This is a genomic window from Paenibacillus profundus (assembly GCF_021369635.1).
GTDB lineage: Bacteria > Bacillota > Bacilli > Paenibacillales > Paenibacillaceae > Paenibacillus_B > Paenibacillus_B profundus.
Map to the genome: position 1 here is coordinate 1 of NZ_JAJNBZ010000039.1, position 18,564 is coordinate 18,564.

At 46.8% G+C, this 18,564-nt stretch carries 18 protein-coding genes; 8 read left to right on the forward strand and 10 right to left on the reverse strand.

The genetic code is table 11. The annotated features are described in order from the left end of the window. Positions 1-239: 239 nt before the first annotated feature. The 7 genes from LQV63_RS27115 to LQV63_RS27145 all read right to left on the reverse strand — a co-directional run bounded on the left by LQV63_RS27115 (position 240) and on the right by LQV63_RS27145 (position 8,300). On the reverse strand, positions 240-1,631 hold the full coding sequence (locus tag LQV63_RS27115) for an extracellular solute-binding protein (protein WP_233699024.1): 1,392 nt from the start codon (positions 1,629-1,631) through the stop codon (positions 240-242). 100 nt (positions 1,632-1,731) lie between these two features. Beyond that, the gene (locus LQV63_RS27120; RefSeq protein WP_019419620.1) at positions 1,732-3,075 is read right to left on the reverse strand and encodes a GGDEF domain-containing protein; all 1,344 of its coding nucleotides are present in this window, start codon (positions 3,073-3,075) and stop codon (positions 1,732-1,734) included. A 49-nt stretch (positions 3,076-3,124) separates the two neighbouring features. Beyond that, on the reverse strand, positions 3,125-4,189 hold the full coding sequence (locus LQV63_RS27125) for a dihydrodipicolinate synthase family protein (RefSeq protein WP_233699025.1): 1,065 nt from the start codon (positions 4,187-4,189) through the stop codon (positions 3,125-3,127). A gap of 1 nt (position 4,190) precedes the next feature. Continuing rightward, entirely contained in the window at positions 4,191-5,207 is a 1,017-nt protein-coding gene (locus tag LQV63_RS27130; RefSeq protein WP_233699026.1) for an NAD-dependent epimerase/dehydratase family protein, read from the reverse strand. Positions 5,208-6,889: 1,682 nt separating this feature from the next. Next, positions 6,890-7,138: a hypothetical protein gene (locus tag LQV63_RS27135; RefSeq protein ID WP_233699027.1), complete on the reverse strand. Its 249-nt coding sequence runs from the start codon at positions 7,136-7,138 to the stop codon at positions 6,890-6,892. Between the two features lie 352 nt (positions 7,139-7,490). Then, a complete protein-coding gene (locus tag LQV63_RS27140) occupies positions 7,491-7,862 on the reverse strand; it encodes a hypothetical protein (RefSeq protein WP_233699028.1) in 372 nt (123 codons plus the stop codon). 324 nt (positions 7,863-8,186) lie between these two features. Further along, positions 8,187-8,300 carry a toxin-antitoxin system HicB family antitoxin gene (locus LQV63_RS27145; protein ID WP_157259431.1) on the reverse strand — a complete coding sequence of 38 codons (114 nt, stop codon included), beginning with the start codon at positions 8,298-8,300 and terminating at the stop codon, positions 8,187-8,189. A 259-nt stretch (positions 8,301-8,559) separates the two neighbouring features. Between LQV63_RS27145 and LQV63_RS27150 the strand changes: the two genes are divergently transcribed. Beyond that, positions 8,560-9,747, forward strand: coding sequence for an MFS transporter (locus LQV63_RS27150; RefSeq protein WP_233699029.1), 1,188 nt, complete (start codon positions 8,560-8,562; stop codon positions 9,745-9,747). A 662-nt stretch (positions 9,748-10,409) separates the two neighbouring features. Here LQV63_RS27150 and LQV63_RS27155 read toward each other — a convergent pair. Then, positions 10,410-11,174: a TrmB family transcriptional regulator gene (locus tag LQV63_RS27155; RefSeq protein ID WP_233699030.1), complete on the reverse strand. Its 765-nt coding sequence runs from the start codon at positions 11,172-11,174 to the stop codon at positions 10,410-10,412. A 167-nt stretch (positions 11,175-11,341) separates the two neighbouring features. On the opposite strand from LQV63_RS27155, the gene LQV63_RS27160 reads away from it, so the two are divergent. Further along, complete coding sequence (locus LQV63_RS27160; RefSeq protein ID WP_233699031.1) at positions 11,342-11,962, forward strand: DJ-1/PfpI family protein; 621 nt, start codon at positions 11,342-11,344, stop codon at positions 11,960-11,962. Positions 11,963-11,983: 21 nt separating this feature from the next. Then, entirely contained in the window at positions 11,984-12,388 is a 405-nt protein-coding gene (locus LQV63_RS27165) for an NUDIX domain-containing protein (protein ID WP_233699032.1), read from the forward strand. Positions 12,389-12,565: 177 nt separating this feature from the next. Here LQV63_RS27165 and LQV63_RS27170 read toward each other — a convergent pair whose 3' ends face one another. Continuing rightward, positions 12,566-14,107 carry a hypothetical protein gene (locus LQV63_RS27170; protein ID WP_233699033.1) on the reverse strand — a complete coding sequence of 514 codons (1,542 nt, stop codon included), beginning with the start codon at positions 14,105-14,107 and terminating at the stop codon, positions 12,566-12,568. A 643-nt stretch (positions 14,108-14,750) separates the two neighbouring features. On the opposite strand from LQV63_RS27170, the gene LQV63_RS27175 reads away from it, so the two are divergent. From LQV63_RS27175 to LQV63_RS27190, 5 genes are all read left to right on the forward strand, one after another. After that, positions 14,751-15,683: a helix-turn-helix transcriptional regulator gene (locus LQV63_RS27175; RefSeq protein ID WP_233699034.1), complete on the forward strand. Its 933-nt coding sequence runs from the start codon at positions 14,751-14,753 to the stop codon at positions 15,681-15,683. Between the two features lie 92 nt (positions 15,684-15,775). Next, positions 15,776-16,552 carry an effector binding domain-containing protein gene (locus LQV63_RS27180; RefSeq protein ID WP_233699035.1) on the forward strand — a complete coding sequence of 259 codons (777 nt, stop codon included), beginning with the start codon at positions 15,776-15,778 and terminating at the stop codon, positions 16,550-16,552. Positions 16,553-16,837: 285 nt separating this feature from the next. Beyond that, a complete protein-coding gene (locus LQV63_RS27185; RefSeq protein WP_233699036.1) occupies positions 16,838-17,194 on the forward strand; it encodes a DUF4870 domain-containing protein in 357 nt (118 codons plus the stop codon). Position 17,195: 1 nt separating this feature from the next. Next, a complete protein-coding gene (locus LQV63_RS32190; protein WP_407672971.1) occupies positions 17,196-17,270 on the forward strand; it encodes a MerR family DNA-binding transcriptional regulator in 75 nt (24 codons plus the stop codon). Positions 17,271-17,734: 464 nt separating this feature from the next. Further along, entirely contained in the window at positions 17,735-18,046 is a 312-nt protein-coding gene (locus LQV63_RS27190) for a hypothetical protein (RefSeq protein WP_233699037.1), read from the forward strand. Between the two features lie 254 nt (positions 18,047-18,300). On the opposite strand, the gene LQV63_RS27195 is transcribed toward LQV63_RS27190, so the two are convergent. Continuing rightward, a complete protein-coding gene (locus tag LQV63_RS27195) occupies positions 18,301-18,456 on the reverse strand; it encodes an aspartyl-phosphate phosphatase Spo0E family protein (RefSeq protein WP_267934220.1) in 156 nt (51 codons plus the stop codon). Between the last annotated feature and the right edge of the window lie 108 nt (positions 18,457-18,564).

The window sequence follows — 18,564 nt, forward strand, 5'->3', positions numbered from 1 at the left end:
AGTCTTTTTGTTTCTCAAATCTCATATTTCTTCATTATAGGAATGCTGCCCGTTAGTTTAACGCCACTGCCCTGGTCTACAACTTTATTTTTACGGTCTAATACTTTTCTCAAGACAGGAAGTCCGTCAGGAAGTCCGTCAATTAAGCATTGCATAATGGTAAAAAAATAACCCCGATACGTAAAAGTACCGGAGTTATTCGTTATGGTTCATGGAACGGTTCTGGCGGCAAAAGGAGTTTACTGGGCGGTTGCCCGATCCAGCATATGCTCCAGTCGTGAACATAGCTCGTCCTCTTCTTCCATATGAGACCAATACAGCTTCATTTCATTGCGCATCCGATCGATTTCATCAGATCGCAGCCGCAGCTCGCTAAAAAAGCGGAACGATGGAATGATTTCACGGTACATCGAAAACCGGCTCGGACGGATCAATATATCTGTGCCACTCCATTCTGCCGCCTTCTTATGGGCGGGTATGCTGAACGTATTCTTTCGAATCGTTAATTGCGCTGAATAGGAGAGCAAATAGTCGACTAACGTCTTGGCCGCTTCCTTCGCTTTCGATTTCCGGCCAACCATAAGTCCAATCGCGAGCAGCAATGTTTTCGCTTCGTTCAAATAAGGCAGCGGCGCCACATCGAACGAGAACTGGACGTCTTTCAGATGGTTCAAGCTAAAATAGGTCGACATAATCATCGAGACCTTCCCTTGCCGGAAGAGCTCCTCCGCATCCGCGTCGCTCTCTGACATATAGTTGGGAAAAATATGCTGGTGACCCAATAAGTCACGTGACAATCGTATCCCTTCCATCAGCTTCGAATCACCCAGCTGCACTCGTCCTTGCTCGTCACGCTCCACCACCGAACCGCTCTGAAGCAAAAATACAGGCCAGCGATTATTAGACAGCAAATGAAAGTAAAATCCGTATCTGTCTTGCTCGTTGCCAAGCTGCGCGGCCGCCTCCATTAGATCGGACCAGCGCCAGCTACTGTCCGGCTCGGCAATATCTTTCTCTGCGAAATGATCCCGGTTATAGCAGAGGATGACCGGAGAGAAGATAAGAGGCAGCGCCAATATATGATTTTGATAGCTAAAAGAATCAGATATAAAAGGATACTGTCCGGAAGGACTCATGATCGGTTCGAGCAAATGATGATGCCCCTCATGAACAAACATTTGAAAATCGCTATAATTTACGGTCGCGATATCAAGCATGTCCCGTTCAATATACTCCGACACGGTATCACTATAATTTTCATAAGGAAGGGGAATCATCTGCACTCGGATATGCGGATACTGTTGTTGGAAGTCGGACAACAATTGTTCCATCGCCGCCTCTTCGACTACCGATTTATAGTATCCGAACCGAAGCTCTACGGTTCCTTCTCGCCCCGGGTTCAATACCCGGTTGCCGATACGCGGCACTTTTTCGATCAATTGCTCGGATACGAGTATATCCAAGCCTTTGCGCACAGAATTTTTACTCAATTGAAACTGTTCGCCCAATGCTAACTCGGAGGGCAAGTATTCCCCAATGATACGCTTGCCGGTCACAATCTCTTCCCTTAATACGGAGACCATTTCGTCCAGACGCTTTCTGAATGTGGTGCGGCTCGGTTTGCTTGTCATTCTATAATCCCCTTCACCCATAACTACTCCGCTCTAATCTAGTATATATCTAGTTTACATAATAATGATATCGACATATATAGGAAAAGTCAACGCTGCCTCAACGAACGAGACGGCTCAGAAATGACATCCGGTAAATTTGCCGCGGGCGGCCTTTATACCTGCCTTTCGTATCACCGACGACGTCCACCAGCCCTGCATCAGACCAAGCCAACAAGAAGCGATGCGCGCTTCGCACCGTCACACTCAACGTGTCAGCAAGCTCCTGCGCATAGAAGTCGATCTGCCCGCTCCGAGTAATATGCGCCACGAGACGGCTCAAATACACTGTCGTGCAGCCCGCCGCCGTCGCTTCTGCGAGAATGTCCGTATCGATTAGCGATAAATCGACCTCATGGGGCTGCGTCATCTCCAATGGTCCGATGACACTTCGATCCTCGCGAATGATGAACCCAATATTGCCGCCGGCGTCCTTCGCATGGCGAAGCGCCATACGAGCATGGATGCCTGCTTCATTCGCCGTCTTGCCGAACCCGATGCCGACACTCAACGTCAAGCCGAATTGCTGCTCCAATTCTTTTGCAAGCGGAAGCGTCTTGTACCCACCCGTCTGCTGTTCAAAAATCCCCCGTGTCGTCACGAACAAATACTCATCACCGCTAAACGGAGTTAAATACCCTTCCAATGATTCGACATAACCAAGCAGCGTGCGATGAATGTCCAGCTTCAAGCGCTGCACCTCATGATCCAGCATTTTGCTCTCCACCAGCCGCGCAAAACCGTCAAGATGAATCATGCCGACAACAATTTGCGCTTCTTTGCTTCGGCGCGTTTCGGTCGACAGCAGCGCGCGCTCCAATGCAACCACGACGTCTTGCTCGGTCGGTGCAATCAAGTGATTGGGGATGCCCGCCTCCGTAAGCGCTTCGGCAACCCCGTGAATCCCGGTCAAGGCCGCTGCAGCCAATCCCTGGTTGTAGTGGTAGCGATGAAATGCAATAACGCCCTCTAGCTCCGTTCCGATTGCTTCCTCGAAATACATCACCTCGACTGGCTGCTCGTTCAGCTCTACCTTGGTTTTCGCCATATCTTTCTCTGTGACAGAATCGACGGAAAGCGACGTCAAGCCGAATTGCTTATTAATATGATAAAAGGCCCGGTACAGCCCGCCTCTGGTAAGCGGGACGAAGTGCACCGGAATTGTAAAGCGCTGTTCCTCTGTCGCTATTTTAAAAGGGAGAGGACCGGAAAACAAAATCACTTCCACCCGGTTCAGACATTGTTCCACCAGCTTGGGCACTTCCGCCTCATTGCTGTACGTTGCGATTACCGGAACAAATGACGGAAAGCGCTTCACCGCTGTCTGCATAATTGGAATGACAGCTTCTGAACCGATTAAGCCAATCGGAATGCCTTTATCCAGTGTTCTCTGTGCCGTTTTCACCTCGAATGCCCCCTCCCGGAAATAAATCGTTCAAAACAGCAGCTATGGCTTATGGCTTCAGCCAAGTCGATACATGCCTGCTAACAAACTCGTCATCCGTCAAATGAGGATAGTCACGATAAATGCGGTCCAATTCTTCCGCCTGCCCCGGCGACAACCCTTCTTCCTCATTCAGACACCATATTCCGCCTAATAGGCCTTGTCTGTACAACACTTCATGGATACCAGCAATACAGCCTTTGAATCCATTCGCCGTGTCGAACAATGCTGCGTTAGAGTCGGTCACCTGCCCGTTCAGCGTAAGCCACTCGGCGGAAATCTGTTCGCTATCGCGCGCCTGCTTCACGCGCTCCAGCAATTCGACCGCCCGTTTCGTCCATACAGCCCAATGACCAAGCATCCCGCCGACGATCCGTTTCTCGACCGGCTTGCCGTCGACCGTAAACCGGTACACGGTCAGCAAGTCATTGACAATATTGTCGTCATTGCCGGTATATAGCGCAATCTCGTCCTTGCGCTGCGAATGACATACCGCGCGCACGACGTCGATTGTCTGATAACGGTTGAACGGCGCCATTTTAATAGCAACTACACCGGGGATATCTGCGAATTCCCGCCAGAAAGCATAACTGAACACCCGCCCGCCGACAGAAGGCTGCAAATAAAACCCGAATACAGGAATGATGTCCGCAATCGCCTTGATCCGTTCCAAATGCTCGGTTTCTGACCAACCCTTTAATCCGCCCATGCTCACTAAGCCGATATCATAGCCGAGGGATACAGCCACACGTGCTTCCGCGGTCGCTTGTTCCGTAGTTCCGCATATCCCCGCTATCTTAAGAAACGGATGTTCGAGAGTAGCCCGTTCCACTTCCTCCGCCGCCATCTGCAGCACCGGCTCATACAGACCGACATCGCGAATTTCGAATTGGGTCGAATGGACGCCGACCGCAATCCCTCCGGAGCCCGACGCCATGTAATACCGGGTGAGCGCCCGCTGTCTCATCTCATCAAGCTCGCGTTCCGCCGTGAGCGCCAGCGGATGAGCCGGAATGACGACGCCTTCATGCAGCGCCCGCCGTTTCGCGGCTGATAACGGTAGATAAGCAGTCATGCTAGTAATTCCCCTTTCTTTCTTGGAAGTGAGTCGGCTTATTCCATACTTCTCCGCCCTGCTTCAGCCACTCGGCAATCCAGTCGATCATTTGCATCAACGACACGCGAGGGTATCCGAACAGCTGGAACGACTTCGCCGCGTTGTTGAGCAGCGCCGTATCCGCTTCCTTGCCTTCGATGATCGGCGGCTGCCCGAACCGCATTCCGAATTGCTCTGCCACCCAGCGCAACGAAATCGTCTCCGGTCCGGTCACGTTAATAATGTTCGGGGGCGTGCTGCATGCCAGCAGCGAGCGAATGGCAATCTCATTGGCATCCCCCTGCCAAATGCAGTTCGCATGCCCCATGCTGATATCAATCGGACGGTGCTCCTGCACCGACTTCGCAATCTCAAGCAGAACGCCATAGCGCATATCAATAGCATAGTTCAGACGATAAATACTCATTGGAATGGAATACTCCTTCGAGTAATACTCGAATACCCGCTCCCGACCCAAGCAGGATTGCGCGTACTCCCCGACGGGTCCCGTATCCGACAGCTCGCTAGCACCGCCCTGGAGCACCGGAGTTAACGGATATACGTTCCCCGTCGAGAACACAACGATGCGGGAATTGCGGAACTTCTGCGCCACCTGTCCCGGCAAGTAGGTGTTCATCGCCCACGTAAACCCTTCGTTGCCTTTCGTCCCGAACTTGTTGCCCGCCATGTAGATGACGTTCTTCACATCCGGCAGCTGCTCTAGGTCATTCGGATTGAGCAGGTCGGCTGCAATCGTTTTCACGCCGTCGCGCTCCAATTCATCCTTCAGACTTGCAGAAGAGAATCTCGATGCGCCGTACACTTGCTTGTTGGCTCCGGCTTTCTGAATCGCATTCATCGCCAAGCGCGCCAGACTCGGCCCCATTTTTCCCCCGACGCCCAGCAGCATAATATCCCCTTCGATATTGGCCATATCCTGAACCAATGCATCTGACGGCTCCGCTAATTTCACTTCCAGCTCTTCAATTGTTCTCATCCCATTTCCCTTCCTTCTGCTTTAGTGGTGATGCACCGTTCCTAATTTCATGTTAGAAGAAGGGAAATGATTAAGACAAGGAGATTAAATTGTCTTTAAGTGCGGGCCCATAAAATAATTCCGTTAGATATAAACAAGTTATATACCAGATATACAATAACTTCGGCAAGATATCAACTTTTGTCAATTAACAAAACAAAAAAGAAACTTATTTATAGTAAATATATAAGGTATTATTAGGTTTAATCGTATTTAGGGACTTTTATATTCTGGTTCAAATCTAGTTTTTTAGACTGATGACCCCCGTATCAATCCCGAATATATAATAGTGATTACTTGGCAACTAGCTAGCCGACCACGCTCATGATGTCCTTCAATGGTACGTCCTTCCTTGTCAGCATCTCCTTCACTTTCTCCATCCGCTTCATGTCGACGTAACACATGAGTAATTGACCGGTTCACTCTTTGAATACGCGGGTGACATCGGATGGAGACAATAGCAAGTGGTTGGCAATGATCTCAAGCGAAATAGAGCTGTCCAGATAATGATCGGCGACATAGTCCATAATCTTGTCTGACAGTCCTATGTTCTAATAACTAATATGCTCATCCACTTAGTTGCACATCTCTTGGCACAGTCCTACAATTCGAAGCTTCCAATTCTTCCATCGTTTCATATTCAGTCGTGGCGAGCGGGAGTAATGTGCAAAGCGTAGCGCTTTGATTATATGGAATACGTCGTCGTGCTGCTCTATGTCGATGACTATGCCCGGTTCCAGCAGCTTCATTCTACCTCGAAGCATCATATTCTCAAGTGCAGTGTATCCAATATGTTGAAGTAGCTATCTCAAAAAAAAGTAGTAGTTGGATATAAAGTTGAGCTACCGAATAACCGCACCATTGCCTTGCTGCTTAATCAGGGAGATGTTACCCTTCATGAGCTTCTCCTTCTGATTTTCCCCGAATACCCATTCGCGAACACGGAAGCTGTTCTGTACTTACCATGACGTGTTTGATGGCTGAGAGCAGGATATTATCGTGAGACTCGTAAAGCGACCACACGTCTCGTTACAGAGTTCCACTAGGTGCTCTCGATTGCGGCGATAGAAGTCGGGAACCATGGATAAAAATAAAAGAACTCGCGATTGGCGAGTTCTTTACGGGCGTAACGTTTTTGCATTATCCATTGTCTATCAGCTTCCTCAACTCATCCGTGCTAAACGTTGACGTCACCGCTGTGCTGCACCTTATCCGGGAACATATCAAATGCCGACCTATCTTCTCCAGTGTCGCGTTGAGTTTAAAGGCTTCACCTTCCCAATTACGCTTTCTCAGAAATCACGGCCCCATCGGGCTTTAGCTCTATCACGTTCTGGTATCCAAATACGGGAACTGACTCACCATCAACAAATTCCATAGCCAACTTCACCGTGCACTGTCTGGAACGAAAGGTAGTGCTTGATATCCGCGAAACCACTCTTTGCCAGCTACTGTGAACGGTTTGTAGTTTGAATTCACTGTCGTACTTTTTCATCATGTTGGACACCTCGATTATTAATGCTTTTTATTGTTACACTGTCGTTCTCCGTGTCCAAGGTAAAGTCTAGCATTGGTGTTAACCTCTTATATTTCGTTCACTAGGCAATTCTAATACAAGTCCTGAAATATTTAACTTATCGTAATTAATGGAACTTATTTTCTTTTTTATTCTCAATTTTTCTATATATAGCCGCAATTACACCAATACATATCAATAAAGAACCACCTATAAATGTGTAATTAGTGATTGACCAAATGTAGCCTGGAACAAGAATAAATAAAGTATCCATTTTGCTACCAGCTTGATCAGCGAAGTTCAAATAGATGATAATTTTCTCTAAACCACTTAAAGCCATAAGTAAGATACCAAATATAATAAAAATCAATGGCAACTTAGATACCTCCTCATTGAAATAAATTAATATAGGATTGAGCAATTACTCAATCCTATATTATCAAATTAGTTTACATATGCTATTGCAAACTCTCCATCAACATGATCGCCGGCCACTTTTGCAGGAGAAGCTCCCCATACATCTGTCTTAGTGCCCATAGTCTGACATCCAGTCACAGGGTAACACCCCATATAAGTAATATTTCCTTTAGTAAAATTGTACCTAGGAGCAAAAGTTAAATATCCTGTTCTTCCGATTTTTACATAAAGAGTATAAGTTAGATTAGAAGCCGAAGATGTTGACCATTGAAAACTAGCATTTGCCTTAATATAAGATTTATCTCCCGCTGTTAATCCCGCGCCCCAATTTTCAGTTGATGTGATAGTTTCCCCTTAGAAATTGGACAAGGTAGTGCTGATCCAGTGCAGTTTAGATCCGCACTGGCTTTACGAGGAGTCATTAATTCAGACCATTTTTGTTTTTCAGAGTAATATGACATGTCAACAACATTTAGTGGATTGACAAGTTCTTCAGCGTCGGTGTTTTTGTAAAGATTACTTTTTGAGGAAATCTGGGCGGCTAAAATACGACCTTTTTTCAGACTTTCCATATATTTTTCCAAAGGAACGGGGGTGCCATCAGCCTTAAATACTTCATAGTATTTTACATTATCTTTTTCATCAATCAGAACCTTTTCTCCGTTTTCATAAATAATCTTCAAACCATAATCATCGTTTGAGGCTAATTTTTCTCGGGAATAATGTACCATATTTGATTTATTTTGTGTATATTTTCTCTTAAAACGAGAAATTAGTCCTACTCACAAGGTGAATATCAAAAAGTCGGATATTGTATGTATTCTCTATTTTTTACCAGTTTGATGTCGTATATTTTTTATCTATTTTCATGAGAGTGTTTTCCCTTGCGTTATTACCTCCAATCAAAGAGTTCCAGACTTACTTGTATGGATATATACAGTCCGAAACTACCGATTATCTCACCATTCTCTACAAAATAAAAAGCCACTGAATAAGCAGCGATTCAGTTATATTGATAAAGCGACACGCCTTTCACGTTCTGCCTTTTCTGAAAGTTGACAATGTAGTGCTTTAGGGATACGAACATTAAATTTACCACTGAATGCATCTGCTGCGGCCATCGCCAATGTCCCCCCGTATTTAAGCTTCACTTCAACACGCTCGGATACCCGACACCCGGCCACACCGAATATTGCGTTTCTGAGTGATCCTGCATCAATCCGTTGGATTATGTTTGATTTCCTACAAGCGCAATAAATCATTGACAGCGCCGGACTTCTCCCCTCGCAACCGCCCAAAATTGCATTTTTTTGTTGCGCTCCCGTCTTATGGTTACTATAATAGTAGTAACTCTTTAACTTAAAGGAAGGATTGTTCCCCTTGGATTTTCGTGTATATATTTTAGCGCTGGCGGCCTTTGTTGTTGGCACCGTGGAATTGATTATCGGCGGAATTCTTGATCAGATTGCGTCTGATCTGCACATCTCTGTCAGTGCGGCAGGACAGTTGATTACGATCTTCTCGATCGCCTTCGCCGTGTCTGCACCGATTCTGATGAACGCAACAGCGCGATTTGAACGCAAGAAGCTGTATCTGGTCTTTTTGTTCGTGTTTCTTATTTCCAATCTTATCGTCGCCTTCAGTTCGAACTATGTGACCTTGCTGGCGGCACGAGCCTTGTCCGCATCAAGCGGCTCATTGCTTATCGTCTTGTCCATCACGATTGCATCGAAGCTCGTTCAACCTGAATACAAAGGGCGGGCCATCGGCGTCATCTATATGGGCATTAGCGGATCGCTCGTCTTGGGCGTGCCGATTGGCATGGTGCTTGGCAATGCGTTTGGATGGAGAGCGCCGTTTCTCTTCGTGGCGCTGCTTACGGTGATGGCCATGGGCGGAATTTATGTCTTCTTGTCGAATGTGCCGCCATCCGCGGTAACATCGCTTCGCAAGCAATTGTCCTCGTTGAAGAACGCTAAGCTCGTGAGCGGACATCTCATATCATACTTGATGCTAACGGGACATTTAACGCTGTATGCTTATTTCACCCCGTATTTGCAGACGACCTTTCAACTGAGTCCGGGGGCAACAAGCCTCGTCTACTTCCTGTTCGGTCTAGCTGCCGTCTCTGGAGGAGGGCTTGGAGGATTGTTTGCGGACAAATGGGGCACGAGCCGATCGATGCTGCTGATCGTATCGTGCTTCGCCGTGGCGATGTTCATCCTGCCTTTGGCCGCGCAAGTATCGTTCTATGTCTTTATGGCGGCGGTCATGCTCTGGAGTGCGCTCAGTTGGGCACTGTCTCCGGCGCAGCAGAGCTACCTTATGCAGACCGCACCCGAGACGTCAGATATTCAGCTTAGCTTGAATACGTCGGTACTGCATTTGGGCATTGCCAGCGGCTCAATCGTCGGCGGCATCGTCATTGAACAGAGCTCTGTAGCGCATAATGCGTGGGTAGGCTGCATCTTTGTGCTATTGGCGCTTGGCAGCACGGTGTATTCCCTTACCCGCCCTGCTCTCGTCAAGTCTGCTGCTCCTGCCGCACACTCCGCAATGACAAAATAAATGAGGAAACCCGGGGCAGCTGCCTCGGGTTTTGTTATGTGACGCATATATTTTTGGGATTTTTGCGCTTCAAGAGTATGTCTTCGTCCTGCTCTTTGCTCCACTATCCCCCTTCATCAGAAAAAAAATAATATAACTCCGCGATTCCCTGCAACGTACCGGACGATCGATATCCTCGCTTAATCTGTAGCATCGTACACGACTTGATTTTCATTGCGAAACTGTTCTTCATTTTCCACTTGATATCCATATCGAAACAAGTTGAACTCTTGAACCTCGTTGCAATTTGTTTAAGGCGTACTGATATATTTCATCTAATGTGACAAAGGAGGATACCATCAAGGATAAAACGCGCTTCTACACTTGGCCTACATTTTCGCCCATAATGAGCATCCATATTTGTCCTGCACTTTCTCTCATGTAATGTTATCGATACCTGAACAGGCAGCACATCACATAAAGTGCGTTCATGTTCAGATTAAGTGCGCTCATGTCCAGATTTTCCACCGCTGCGCCGCTTCTGAGAGATTGGGAGAGTGGGCAAATAGGCCAATCTATAGAACACCGCAGCCCGAATGACCCCATTTAACCCAATCTCTTCAACCAACTCACCACGAAAAAAAACTCTCGCACGGTTCGGTCTGTGCGAGAGTGTTCTGGATTCAATAGCGCAGCTGCATGAGCAATGATTTCATTTCCTCGTCCTGCATCAGCTCCGCATAATATTTTTGCGATATTTTTGCCAAGGCGACATCATGATAGAAAAATTCGATGAAAAACTTAACGAACGGTTGCGCTCCCGTCCGCATCGCCTGCCAGTACCCGTTCTCCATCCCCGCGAACATGAGCTGTTCCGAATCGGCCACGACGAGCGTAAATCGCTCCAGCGTCTGGTGTTCCTCCGTCGGGGAGAGTGTATGCAGCTTCGATACCTTTGCCTGCGGCACGTCCGTTCCCGTCACAAACGCCTCGACGCGGACGCCCTCCCGCTCCTTCCGTTCCAGTAGCGGAACGCATTCCTTGAACTCATCATTCCACATCGAGACGATAATGGAGTGCGCTGCCTCTTCGATCAAATGCTTGCAGTACGCTTCGATGGAGGTGTCCGACTTCAAGCTCCACACTTGGTTATCGGCATAAATTTTACGTTTGTTCAGCTGCTTCAATTGCTCGATGCTATTTTCGAATTCCTTGGACAGCTTATCGATGACGACCTGCAGCGGCAGCGCCAGGTACGTTTTTTTCTTGTCGGAAATGGAGTCTGATACCAGCCCTTTATCACTCAACCGTGACAAAACTTCATATATCTTTGCCTTCGGCACGCCCGAGTGCTTCACCACGGTCGAGGCATCCATCGGGTCTTCACTCGCAACCAACGTCTCATATACTTTGCTCTCGTACTGTGAGAATCCGAATTTCTGAAGCATTGCTCCTCCTTCTGTTCCCTATCCATTCATCCGTATCGGAACGGTGTTCCGCGTTCGCGTTACGACTATCTTACTCCAGCCGTTGCAAAATGAAAAGCGCCTCCCTTAATCCTGTCCGCCTTCTTTCAAAATGAATTATAATGTACTAATGAAGGAGATGGTATGTGATGAATCGCCAACGGACAGTAGGAATCGTTCTGTTTGAAGATGTGGAAGTGCTTGATTTTGCAGGACCATTTGAAGTGTTTTCAGTAACATCCTATCCGCAGGAGCATGCGAATGCCGCAGAAGGAGGAGCTCCGTTCAAGGTCATGACGATATCGGAAACGGGCGGCATGATCCATGCGCGAAATGGCTTGAAGGTCGTGCCGGATTATAGCTTTCAGAATGCTCCGCATTTCGATATTGTCGTAGTTCCAGGCGGGCTTGGAGCGCGTGTGCGCGAGGTGCATAACGAGGCGATGATTCGCTGGATTAAGGACTGCATGGAGTCGGTCGAGCTTATGACCTCGGTCTGCACAGGGGCTCTGCTGCTGGCGCAGGCCGGCCTGCTGGACGGGAAGCAAGCGACGACGCATTGGGCCAGCTATGATCGGCTGCAGGATGAATATCCGGCCGTGAAGGTAGTGCGCGGCGGCAAATATGTCGACACGGGAAGCATCGTCACCTCGGGCGGCATCTCGGCAGGCATCCATATGGCCTTTCACGTCGTGCGGCGGCTGCTTGGGGCGGACATTGCCCGCGCGACCGCGAAGCAGATGGAATACGACATCGTGTTGGAAGATTGAATAGATAGGAGATAGATAACGTTGAATTCTCAACCTAGAGTCGGCGTGGGTGCCGTCATTATTAATGATTCGAACGAAATATTGCTCGTCCTGCGGGCCCGTCATCCAGAGAAGGATACATGGAGCATTCCCGGGGGCAAGGTCGACTTGTACGAGACACTGGAGGATACCGTCGTCCGTGAAGTCATGGAGGAAGTGGGGCTTCAAGTGCAGGTGCAGCGGCTGCTCTGTACAGCAGAAACGATAGACGCAGGGCGGGAAGATCATTGGATATCCGTCATCTACGAGACTAGAGTCGTCGCGGGCGAAGCCCGCAATATGGAGGAAGGCGGAGCGCTCCATGAAGTAAAGTGGTTCTCGTTGGATCAATTGCCGCCGAACCTGGCTTCCTTCACCTTGCCGGCTATTGACACCCTGCGCTCTTAATCGGATAAGCTTGAAAAAGGCCAGAAACAATCAACGTTTCTGGCCAGCTCCATTCAAGGAATCAGTCTCGTTAAAACCATTGCGCTCTCCGTTGGATCTTGGTTTGGATTTGGATTCTTTAATCGTTATCCGATTTTGGGAATGGCTGATCATTTCAATCGCATCGCCAACGATGTCCTACTCATATGAAGCATCGCTAACGGGAATAAAATAACCATTTTCGAAGTAACTTTTCAACGTTATCGTTTTTTCATTAGATGGTGCAGAGAAGAAATGATAACCACCGCGCCAAGAAAAAGTTTCGCCCTTCCTCAGTTCCGGCGCAGTATCCACAATCTGCAAAAAGTAAGTTTTGCCATAATTTTGAGTAAAGACAACCGGGCGCTCATCCGCAAGATACTGTAATTTACCCAGACCATAATCGCGATCGAGCCAGACGAGCAAATGATGCTGTCCCGCTTCCTGCTTGCTGGAGCGAAGCACATATTTATCAACTTCCGGATGCTCCGCTTTCGTTCCGGAATCACTATAGCCTACGGCTGAACTGCGGGCTGTAAGCTTATCCCCGGCATAATAACATATCTCGTCATTCCAAGCGCCATTGACCGACTGTAGCCCGTAATATTTGTAAAAGGTGACGTCTTCCAAGGCTTCGATTTCGTTATTTACCCGAACTTGACCGCCTGCAATGTCGTAGGTGACCGTTTCTTTCAATATTTCACGACCGCCGCCGTCCTGTTGCTTCGTATTGTATCCTTGAATATAGTTAACGACTTGAATCGTCACCTTGCTGTTCGGAATCACTTGACCGTCTTTGACTTCCACTCCGTCGGCCCACACTTTATATTGAACCGTTCTCGCTGTCGGGGAACTATCCATGCCCCCGTCGTAGTTGTGATTTCCCCCTGTAAAATCTTGCCCGTTCGCGTTGCCGGACTCATTTGCTTTCACGATATAGGGCCCAATCCAATCCGAGCCTTCCCCTTGCAGCACGCTTGACGCCCGGTTCAAATCCGGACTGACCTCCTTGCCCTCGTTCATGCTTAACCGCCATTCATAAAAGCTGTGCAGCTTATTCGCCCCGAAATGGTCGAATACGAGCCACATATCATAGCGCTCGTTGTACTTATGAGCCACTTTGATGTTACTTCCATCCTTAACTACGTATTGCTTCCCTCCCTGTAAAGGATCGCGAATGACCGGATTCTTTAACCCCGGATCCATTTCGATGATGGAATCCGCTCCTTTCAGTTGGTTGAATCGCCAGGGCGACACTTCGACAACCTTGGATTCCCCCTCGATATTTCCAACTGCAGCCCGAATAACGGCTTTACCGGCCTGAAGCGCTTTCAATGTTCCCTCTGGCGTAATCTCGATGACGCTCGGCTCCGAACTCGAAAATACCGCTTCTACTGTGACCAGCTGGCCTTGGACATCCTTTTCGCTTTTATTTTCGACGGCAAAATAATCTTCCGCCACGCCCTGTTCATTCAAGTAACCAACATAGGGCAGAAATTGATCTTTGTTATAGTCTCCGACCTTCACGCCATCATAATTGCCGGGGTTATAATATCCTGTATAGATCGAGGCGATATTCGAAGCGTAATTTGATTTTTCATCATTTTTAGGGAAGTAATCGGCAAAAGCAGTTGGAGATAAGACCGATGTCATCAGAAATGCAGCTATCAGCAAGCTTAAACCTTGTTTCCACATCTTCATTCACGATTTCACTCCTTCATCTGATCAAAATAAAGCGTTTACATATATATTGAAATAAAAAACCTCCCTTCTGCGCACAACTTTCTTGTGGCCTTAACAATGCGGTGGTTTATTCCCCCTTTTAATTATATTTTAAAGGATATATTATTCAATAACATCTACATCATGTTTCGCAAATGAATCGAAAGAAGCATGCGCCTTCCTCCCCTATACCTATAAGCGTCGAAACCATCATAAATTATCGCACTTGATATGAAGAAAAATAAATTGGCCTCGCTCGTATCCTTTGGTATAACATAACTTAGTAAGAGGCGATACTCTCTCCGTTCGGCGTTTCCGCTCAATCTCCCCTTCGGTCAGTAACAACGATTCCCGCATGTCTCAGACGCTAGGCGGTGTGATCTACGGTGATGTTGCTGCATCGTCAGAGAAGCAATATTACTAGGGACATGTACACCAAAGTTAACTCACCCTGCGGAGGGAGGCCTCTTCTGAACGAGAGGGAGAATGGAGAGAAGTGCTTGGCAGCGTATCCTTATTGCTGGAAATGTGATCGTTTCTTATAGAATATTTCATTGCAAAAACTTCGTATGATAGCCTAATCAAAAGTTAACATTCTGAGGGAAACCGGAGATGATAAGAAATGAAAATAGATCGCTTGTTGTCCATCGTCATTCTGCTCATTAACCGGAAAATGGTGCAGGCCAAGGAGCTCGCTGACATGTTCGAAGTGTCGGTGCGCACCATTTACCGCGATATCGAGGCCATCAATCAGGCTGGCATTCCGATTGTCACCTTTCAAGGGGCGAATGGCGGCATCAGACTGGCGGAAGGCTACCGGCTCGATCGCAATCTGCTGACGAACGACGAGCTCGCCGCTATCGTCACGGCGCTGCATAGCATCTCCTCCTCCTACCGCAGTCAGGAGAACGACATGCTGCTGGAGAAGATAAGCAGCATAGTCCCGCCTGCCGATTCGGAGCAATTCAACATTAAGACGAAGCAGTTCATGGTTGATTTCTCGCCGTGGGGCAATCATAGCCGGATTGAGGAGAAGCTGGTGAAGCTAAAGCAAGCCATCGAGCAACAGCAACTGGTATCCTTCACCTATTGCAGCGCGGAAGGCAAAGTGACGACACGCTGTGTCGAACCGTACACACTGGTATTGAAGCGGCAGCGATGGTACTTGTACGGCTACTGTACGCTGCGGGAGCAGTTTCGATTTTTCAAGCTATTCCGTATCAAGGATATGGTGACGGAAGCGCGGCAATTCGAGCGGCAGGATATACCGATCAATCAGCTTCCATGGGAACGGGACTGGAATGCGCCGCATCAGACGGTCCGAATCGTGCTGCGCTTTGAACCGCACGTCAAGCATCTGGCCGAGGAATGGTTCGGCATCGAAGAACTGCAGGAAGACGAGGAAGGCAAATTTGTCGTATCCGTTCCCTTCCCAGAGGATAATTGGCTGTATGGCTTCATTCTTAGCTTCGGCGAAGGCGTGGAGGTTATCGAGCCGGAGCATATTCGCAGCAAGATTCGCAGCATCGCCTCCAATATCGCAACCAAATATTAAGAAGCTGTTCTGTTTATTTATTTTAAACCTGACAGAAGGTTGTCAAGTTCGCTCTTGTATACTGAAGACAAAACGAAACAGGAGTGATACCAATGACTCAACAACAATTGCAACGCGAATGCCAAAGCTGCGGAATGCCGCTGCAGACCGAGGAGCAGCTCGGAACGGACAAGGATAACAATAAAGTACAAGATTATTGCATTCACTGCTACCAGAATGGCGCGTTCACGCAGCCGGACATGACACTGGATGAAATGATCGACCTCTGCGTGCCATTCGTCGTGGAGAACGGCATGGAAGAGCAAGCTGCCCGCACGATGCTGCAGGGATACTTGCCCAATCTGAAGCGCTGGGCCGCCCAACACGGCAATGACACGCCGTCCTTGCAGCCGGTCGCGATTGTGGAGCGGGAGGAACTGAAGCTTATCGGCGTTTCCGCGCGCACGACGAATGCGCGGGAATTCACGCCGGAAGGGGTTATACCGCAGCTGTGGGAGCAATTCTGGCAGGATCAGGTGCAAGCGAAGATTCCGAATCCGGCTGAACCGGGCGTCATCTATGGCTGCTATCACGATTATGAGAACGGCGCCGTGGGCGAATACTCGATTCTCATCGGTTCTAGCGCAAGCTCGCTTGATTCCGTTCCAGAAGGCATGGCTGCCACAGTCGTACCCGCGGCTAAGTACGCCGTGTTCACCACAGAGCGCGGCCCGTTCGTCAAGGTCGTCACCGAAGCGTGGCAGGCCATCTGGAAATGGTCCGCAACCTCCGGCATGGAGCGCACATTTACCGGCGACTTCGAGCGCTATGATGAGCGGAGCGTAAACCCTGAGGACGCGCAGGTCGATATTTATATCGCAATTAAATAGAGAACGCATTCAAGGCACCGGGACGAATTCCGGTGCCTTGTTCTCTCTGACGTGCAGGTAAACAATACATCCCCTGTTGCAAATACAGCATTTTTAATGTGGTTGGGATATCGCCTAATGAGTTCTAACATATAACTACCGCCGCAATTGGGTGTTACAGAAGAAACAGTTGGAATTAACATTCTTTCGAAGTTACTTAAACTTTTTTCAAACTTATTCTTGAAACTCTACCTACGTCACCTTTTAAGCTGATAATTGAGAAATAAATAAAGAAAGGTGACTAAAATGAATAAACCAACAAAAAAAGAATTCTTTTTCGTACAATTAATGCTTGGAATTTCACTGTTGCTTGGTGTCTTACCACCACTTATTATGTTTTTAGTGTCAAGAAAAAAACACAGGTATTATCGTGAAGCAAGTCGCAAAGCACTTAACTTTCACTTAACGATCTTTCCGCTGTTTGTAACTAGTAGTTTTTTACCATCATGGTATAAGTATGCTTTTTTAGCTATAGAAACATTGATCATTTTGTATGCTATGATACGCATTGCTTTTCAAAAGCCATATCATTATCCAGCAATCCCCTACATTAAAAATAAGGAAACAAAATATAAAAAAAAGGGGTACTCACATGTTCAATAACATGTTGACAATCGGGCAACTGGCTAAACGAACGGGTGTAACGATCCGGACTCTTAGATATTCAAGCATTCATTAAGAAGTTTGTAGCTCTCTACATACAAACGCTATCAAAGATAGAAAACATGAAAATAGAGTCAACAAATCAATCTGAGCAACCAAATATACTCGATCCTTTTACTGAAGAAGAACGGATATTTCTTAAGGGCGCTTTCGATTTTGTGTCAAAGTTACAGGAATGATAAATTTTAAAAGAGGGTACAGAGGGACATTGAAAGAAAGGTGTAATTTCCGTTTCGTTTGATTTAGCGGATTAAAGTGGTGTCGCCCTAATTATTCCTTTGTAATTGCTCGTGTAGACCAACCAAACTAGTTGAGAAGTTTACTAATTGTACGCGTTCTGTTGTGCAAAAATGGGTGTAGATCATATTGAGTTTCGTATAAAATGATTCGTTATGGTGACTACCATTTTATACGAAACTAACATGTTCGCAAATGTTCAAGTTAAATTTCATAATCTATTGGAAGGGAGCTATAATTTTAATGAAAAAAATTTATTTATTTTCCATCTGTATTTTAATGTTTTTACTGAGTGCTTGCGGAAATACTTTTGATGATGCGATTAAGACAGCAAGCGAATACAAAAAGATTCAATTTGAAGTTCATGACCATAACAATCTTCCAAGTATTGAAGAAATTAAGGAGAAATTAACACCATTTCTAAAGGAAATTTTTTTGGAAACGGAGATCGCTAATCGGACAATAGCCTTGTCAATAAATGTTGCAAAAACAAAACAGGTTAATATCAATCCAGAAAAAATTGAATTTATAGTAAATGATAAAAGTAGAAATTGAATTAACATACAGCATGAATCTGGTCCTTACTGACGTGAAAAATAGTAAGAGCAAAATCAAATTAGAAGGAACAATGGATCTGGAGAAAATAAATGATCAGTGGAGTATCAGATATGATAATTATAATAAAGAGGAACTTCTAAAACTCGTCGACCAGTAAACATGCATTGTTAACTACCCCCACCTATACTTTGCGATCATACTAACAATCGTAGCCCTTCGTTTATTATAAATTTAGTACTTAAATTAACTCTTCACTCTCCATCGTTTTGTTTTCTTCGTTTGTGAAATTCCAAAAGATACACATCCAACTGCTGACTTAGCATGACAATCTCAACATCTGTGAAACTTTTCTTCTCAGCCACCGCTTGTATCAATTGCTGACGGACACTTTCTATTTTATCAAGCAAGTCGTCACATTTTTCGTAACAAAAGTAAAAAGGCTCAATTGCCGGGACACCCTTTCGTAATTAATGACAGTGTATGATGGGGTTCGCCTCATCCATAAACTGTATCTT